General features: G+C 41.6%; 4 protein-coding genes. 3 read left to right on the top strand and 1 reads right to left on the bottom strand.

Going from position 1 to position 6,776, the window contains the following annotated elements:
* Positions 1 to 256: 256 nt before the first annotated feature.
* Positions 257 to 1,453 carry an FprA family A-type flavoprotein gene (locus BUC07_RS16840; RefSeq protein ID WP_073172335.1) on the bottom strand — a complete coding sequence of 399 codons (1,197 nt, stop codon included), beginning with the start codon at positions 1,451 to 1,453 and terminating at the stop codon, positions 257 to 259.
* A gap of 240 nt (positions 1,454 to 1,693) precedes the next feature.
* On the opposite strand from BUC07_RS16840, the gene BUC07_RS16835 reads away from it, so the two are divergent.
* From BUC07_RS16835 to BUC07_RS16825, 3 genes are all read left to right on the top strand, one after another.
* Positions 1,694 to 2,287 (top strand): RNA polymerase sigma factor, encoded by a 594-nt coding sequence (locus tag BUC07_RS16835; RefSeq protein WP_073172332.1) that lies wholly within the window; start codon positions 1,694 to 1,696, stop codon positions 2,285 to 2,287.
* 93 nt (positions 2,288 to 2,380) lie between these two features.
* A complete protein-coding gene (locus BUC07_RS16830; protein WP_073172329.1) occupies positions 2,381 to 3,388 on the top strand; it encodes a FecR family protein in 1,008 nt (335 codons plus the stop codon).
* 159 nt (positions 3,389 to 3,547) lie between these two features.
* Positions 3,548 to 6,754: a SusC/RagA family TonB-linked outer membrane protein gene (locus tag BUC07_RS16825; protein WP_175552559.1), complete on the top strand. Its 3,207-nt coding sequence runs from the start codon at positions 3,548 to 3,550 to the stop codon at positions 6,752 to 6,754.
* Positions 6,755 to 6,776 lie beyond the last annotated feature (22 nt).

Genomic DNA, 6,776 nt, shown 5'->3' with positions numbered 1-6,776 from the left:
TGAATACAATACTAATACAAGTGAAGCTATGATCCAACTTGCTATGATAAAATTAATGCTTAATAGAATTCGCAATTAAAATTTAAACAGTTTCTTAAACCAGTTGGTAAAAAGGGCTATTTCCCGCGAAGTGAAGGAAGGCTGAGGCTTGCAAACTATTCTTTCCGGGTGGCGCGGATTCCGATCCGCGTATTCAGGTGAGAGTGATCTTTGATTCACTCATTTTTTTTATCAGCGGATCGGAATCCGCTGCACCTTATTCAAAGTCTGCGTGCAGTTTTTCTGCCATGGCATCGGCCAGTTTTAGCAGTTCCTCTTTGCGCTCTTTTTTCAGTGATCCTTTTTCTTCAATCGGTTCATACACTTGCTCCCATTTGATATTCTCAGCAAAGAGTTTCAGGTTTTTCACCCCGCCGCCGTTCCAGGCAAAGTTTCCGAAAATGCCGAGGTAATGGTTTTTCGGTGCCATGTGCTCAATGGTTGAAAGTAAAGTCTGTACATTTGGAAAAAGCGCGTTGTTGTAGGCCGGACTTCCAACAATAAATCCTTTGTATTTGAAAATATCGTTGATAATGTAGGATGAATGCGTTTTGGAGGCATCGTAAACCCGAATGTTTTTAATGCCTTTTTCGGCCAGCCGGCGGGCGATAACTTCCGCCATTTTTTGCGTATTTCCGTACATTGAGCCGTAAACAATCACCACTCCTTTGTCGAGGTCGTACGAACTCCACTTGTTGTAACGGGTCAGCACCCAGTCGAGGTCGGTGCGCCAGATGGGGCCGTGAGTGGCGGCAATCATTTTAATGTTGAGCGGTGCCAGTTTTTTGATGGCGCGCTGGGTGTGCGGACAATATTTCCCAACGATGTTGGTAAAATAGCGCATCACTTCAATTTCATAAAAATCGAGGTTGATTTCATCGTCGAAAATGCCGCCGTCGAGTGTGCCGTAACTGCCGAACGCATCGCCGGAGAAAAGGATATTGTTGGTTTCTTCAAAAGTTACCATGGTTTCGGGCCAGTGCACCATGGGTATGGTTTGAAACTGCAGCCGGTGTTTGCCGAGTTCGAGCACATCGTTGTCGTGAACCATGTGCACATTCTCCGGCTCCATGTAAAAACTCTCCACAAATGCAAACGTCTTTTTATTGCCAACCAGCGTAATTTCAGGATATTTATTAACGATGGCTTTCAGCGCTCCCGAATGATCCGGTTCCATGTGGTTTATCACCAGGTAATCGATGGGGCGGTTGCCAATAATTTCTTCGATGCTTTCTAAATATTCATCAATAAACGACCGTTCAACCGTGTCAATCAGTGTGATTTTTTCATCCACAATCAGGTACGAGTTGTATGAAATTCCGTGCGGAATGGGCCAGATATTTTCAAACAGGTTTGTGCGGCGGTCATTGTATCCCAAAAAATAAATGTTGTCAGCTAAATTTATGTATTGCATTGTTTCTGTTTTTTTTCGATTGCGAAATTAATGATTTAGCCCGAATTTTGTGTTGAATCTGGTCTGTTTTTCTTATGGCAAACGCTAACGGAAATGCAATGGTCAATAAAATTATTGAAGAGATTTGAATTAACACTTGGTTTAGTTTTTGCGTGAAAAATCAAATAATTATTACCGTTCCTTAAAAAACAATTAATATTGCATCCTTTTAATTATTAAAGATTTCAATACCGGTTGTCGATGTTCGATTTTGAAACAAAAAAGCAATTAAAAACCGGGAAACCTGCTGCTTTCAAAGAGGTGTTCCGGTTACTGTATCCGCGCATGCGTGGCTATTGCAAGCTTTTTATTGCTGACGACAATGAGGTGGAAGATGTCATTCAGGAATGTTTCATTACGTTGTGGGAAAAACGAAAATCGATAAATCCTGAAAAGTCAATCGAGAGTTTCATTTTTGTGATTTTGCGCAATCGGTGTTTAAATGTGTTGAAATCAAAAAAAATTGAGGATCGCAAGGTGGAAATCGAAAATCTGGATGTGAATGAACTACAGTACCTGTACCAACTTGATTTTTCTGAAAAAGAAGAAAAAAGTATCGAGGAAATGTTAATTGAATCGTTTAGGGAAGCAGTGGACGAGCTTCCTGAAAAAATGAAGCAGGTGTTTGTAGCTTGTAAAATACAGGGTAAAAAACAAAAAGAGGTTGCCGAAGAGTTGGGAATTAGTGTTAAAATGATTGAAAAACAAATATCAAAAGCCAAATTGCAAATCCGCGATAAACTAATGAAGCAATATCCGTCGATGGTAGTTATTATTCTTTTGCTTCTCAGCTGAAAAAAAACTTTTTTAAAATTTTCTTATAAATTTTTTTGATGAGGGGGTAGGGTTTCTCTATGGCAGGTTGTACTCCTAATGACATTACATTAAATGCGAACATTAATTTTTAAATACCTTGAAGGTTCGGCAACTGATTCTGAAAAAGCAGAATTGTTACAGTGGCTTCGAAAAAAAGAGAATCGCATAGTTTTTCATAGTTACAAGTTAGAATGGAGAAAAGGCCTGAAGAACGGACAGATTACCGTTGGTGGCGAGGAGAGCTGGAACCGGCTTCAGGAAAAATTGTGGCAAAAAAGTTACAACAGATGGCAGGAATCCCTAAAAACCCAACAGTTTTTCAGGTATGCTGCCATCTTCTTTTTTGCACTTAGTATTGGAACAGCAGTTTGGCATTTCTCAGGACAATCTTCAAGGAATATTCAGGAAACAACAACAAGCGTTATTGCCGAAAACGGGCAGATTTCAAAAATTGAACTCCCCGATGGCTCTCTCGTCTGGCTCAATTCAGGTTCACGGATTTCATACAACAACTTTTATGCAGAGCAAAACCGCCAGGTTGAACTTAGCGGCGAAGCCTATTTCGATGTGGCGAAAAATGCAGAACTACCCCTGGTTGTGAATTGCAATGATTTGTACGTGAGGGTTTTGGGGACCAAATTCAATGTAGCCGCCTATTCATGGGAGGAATCAATTGACGTTGTATTGGAAGAAGGCACTGTTGAACTGGTCAACCCCGTGGCCAAAACAACTTTCTCCGAAATGGAATCCGGGCAAAGGGCACAATTCAGTAAAGAAAATTCAGCCCTGCAAGTTAACGATGTAAATACCTCACGGTTTACCGCATGGAAAGAGGGGATGATAAATATTTATGATCAACCGTTGAAAGACGTGGTAAAACGTTTGGAAATCAGGTATAATCAGGAATTTATTTACGATAAGGAAATAGAAGATTTCAGGTACACTTTTACCATAGAGAATGAACGGCTGGAAGAAATTATCCGGGTAATGGAGCAAATTACGCCGGTGAAAGCCATTCAGCAAAATGATGTTATTGAATTAAAAATTGATGAAGAAAAAATGAGAAAGGTCGATCGATAAAGTAAAAGTAACCGGAAGTGCGGCAACACTCCCGGTCTTATTTACCATCGGCAAATGATAAATAAATTATTTATACACTAAATCATTGGTAAAATTATGAAGAAAATCCGAATTACGGGGAGTAAAACCCCCTCATTCTGGGACAAATGTTTAAGATTTATGAAATTAACATTTTTGTTCTTATTGGTTGGATTGATGCAGGTTTCTGCAAGTGTTTACAGTCAGTCCACAAAACTTTCGCTCGAAATGCGAAATGCAAAGGTGTCCGAAGTGCTGGATGCCATAGAAAGTCAGTCGGAATTCCGGTTTGCTTACAGCCCGGGGTATATTAATCTCGACAGGGAAGTATCCGTTGACATCAACAAAAAAACCATCGAAGAATCATTAAAATTGATTTTTGCTGGTACAGGCGTTGAATTCGGAATTCACGACCGGCACATTATTTTGTATCCTGAAGAGATGAATGAAAAGGAGACAAAAACCGTAAAAGCTACCGATCAGCAAAGTACTGTTTCCGGTATGGTAACTGATAATTCAGGACAGCCACTGCCAGGAGTTACCATTGTTGTTAAAGGTACAACCCTTGGCACTGTAACCGATGTTGACGGAAAATACAAGCTGAATGTTCCGGCAAGTGCTGAAGCACTGCAGTTCTCGTTTGTGGGAATGCAGTCGGTTGAAGTTGAAATCAATGGAAGATCTACTATTGATGTCACTTTACAGGATGAAACATTTGATGTGGATGAAGTTGTTGTTGTGGGATATGGTTCTATTCAAAAACGCGAGTTGACAAGTGCCGTTTCAAGTGTTTCTGAAAAAGATTTGTTGCAGGGAGCTGTAAACAACCCTTTACAAATGATGGACGGAAAAGTATCAGGTGTCTCTATCTCAAATACTGCTGAAGCCGATCCGAACAGCGGGACCAACGTGCAGATTCGCGGTTCTTCATCGATCGATGCAGGCAATGGTCCGCTGATTATTATCGACGGCGTTCCCGGAGGTAATCTCCGCAACATCGCACAGCAGGATATTGAGTCGATGACCGTGCTTAAAGACGGTTCTGCTGCTGCAATTTATGGATCAAGGGCGGCCAACGGTGTTATCCTTATTCAAACCAAAAGAGGAAAATCGGGCGATGTGGTAATAACTTACGACAGTTACATCGATCACGATGTAGTGGCAAACCGTCCCGATATTTTATCTGCCGATCAGTTCCTGGAACATGGAATCGATGTTGACCGTGGCGCAAGGACTGACTGGTACGATGAACTGTTGCGAAAAGACAATTTCGGCCAGAATCACTACATTTCTGCATCAGGTGGTAACGAAAATACCATTTTCCGGATTTCTGCCAATTTCCGCGATAAAACTGCTATCGATATCGCATCCGATCGTCAGGAAGCAGGTATCAGGGCAAGTTTCGAACAAAAAGCACTTGATGGTTTTCTCGAACTTAGCGGAAATCTCTCGTATAAAGATGCGGCCGAAGAATATACAAACTACGGCGTATTCCAGCAGGCCGTTAAGTTGAATCCAACAATTCCGGTTTACGACGAAAATGAACCTTCAGGGTATTACCGCATGTACGGCTACGACACATATAACCCAATTCAGGATTTAATGGAGCGTGAAAACGGTGCCGACCAGGAATATTCAATCATCGATTTCAACATTAAGATGAACCTGCTTCGGAACCTGAATACCGAAATTAAACTGGCTCGCCAGAAACAGCACATGTACAAGAGGGAATATTATAATTCAAAATCGAAAGAATCGATTGACAACATGCGTACAGGCCGTGCCAGGCTCCAGAGCGAAGACTGGGAAGATTATACCATTGAATGGATTGGTAACTATTTTGCCGAATGGGACAAAAGCTTCCTGAAAGTGATGGGCGGTTATTCGTACCAGGAATTCAACAATTTTGGATTTTGGGCCGAAAACATGGACTTCATTTCCGATGCTTTCACATATAATAATTTGAGTGCCGGTGAATGGAACCTTGAAGAAGGTCGCCTTGGAATGGATTCGTGGAGAAGCAAAGAAAAAACAATTGCCTTCTTTGGACGTGCCAACTACTCTTATGACGACTTGCTCCTTTTTACAGCATCGATGAGGTACGAGGGGAATTCAAAATTCGGTAAAGACAACAAATGGGGAATGTTCCCAGCGGCTTCTGCTGCATGGAGACTCTCCGAAATGCCTTTCCTCGAAGGAAGTACTGCTGTTGATGATTTAAAAGTAAGGCTGTCGTACGGTGAAACCGGTCGTTCAGGATTTGGCCGCTACGCTTCTTTGGCACGTTATACCGGTTACGGAAGATGGCAGAACGACGAGGGCGAATGGATTCAGGTGTATGGCCCGGCCAATAACCCCAACCCAAATTTAAGATGGGAAAAACAAATTTCGTACAACTTCGGTGTTGATTTCGAATTGTTCAACAGTAGTCTTTCAGGTAGCGTCGATGCATTTATTCGTAAAGGGAAAGACGTTATTTCTAATTACGATGCACCGGTTCCTCCATATCTTCACGACCAGATTTTCACCAACGTGGCAACTACAAGCTCACGCGGTGTGGAGTTAATGGTGAATTGGGATGCTGTTCAAACCAACGATTTTACCTATTCAACCAACGTTACAGCTTCGTATATAAAATCGAAACTCGATAAATTTTCCAACGAAACCTTTACAAAAGGATACATGGAAAGGTACTGGCTGCCTTCGCCGGGTAACCCAGGAAACGCCCAAAGATTGGAAGACGACACAGAAATTGGTAGTTTCTACGGGTATAAATATGCAGGTGTGGACGATGCCGGTAATATTCTGGTTTGGGAGAACGGTGAAGTTGGTACTGAAAAAATTGATGCGTCAAATGAAGCCAGCGATTCAGATAAAACTTATCTGGGACACGGTTCACCTCGTATGGAACTGGCATGGGGCAATAATTTCACCTATAAAAATTTCGACTTGATGCTGTACTTTACCGGCAGGTTCGATTACCAAATCCTGAATCTTTACCAAATGTATTACGGATTGGTTGCCGAACCGGGAGTTAACCTGCTGGAGGATGCATACGGCCGCAACGGTCACATTACTTCAGGAAAAGTGATTACCGATTATTTCCTTGAAAATGGCGATTACCTGAAATTGAACAACCTGACACTGGGGTGGACACCGCAGATTACCAGTAAATACATCAGTAACTTAAGGGTTTACGGAACTGTTAAAAACGTGTTTACACTCACCAATTATTCAGGGCTGGATCCTACAACAGTTAATATTTCAGGTCTTGAACCGGGAATTCAAAGTTTAGATGTTTACCCGATTACAAGGAATTACACGCTGGGAGTTCAAATTACATTTTAATTGATTGAATTTAAAACCTTAA

Source organism: Tangfeifania diversioriginum, assembly GCF_900141875.1.
Classification (GTDB): domain Bacteria; phylum Bacteroidota; class Bacteroidia; order Bacteroidales; family Prolixibacteraceae; genus Tangfeifania; species Tangfeifania diversioriginum.
The sequence above is the reverse complement of the archived record's forward strand: the minus strand, read 5'-3'. Positions and strand labels throughout refer to the sequence as shown.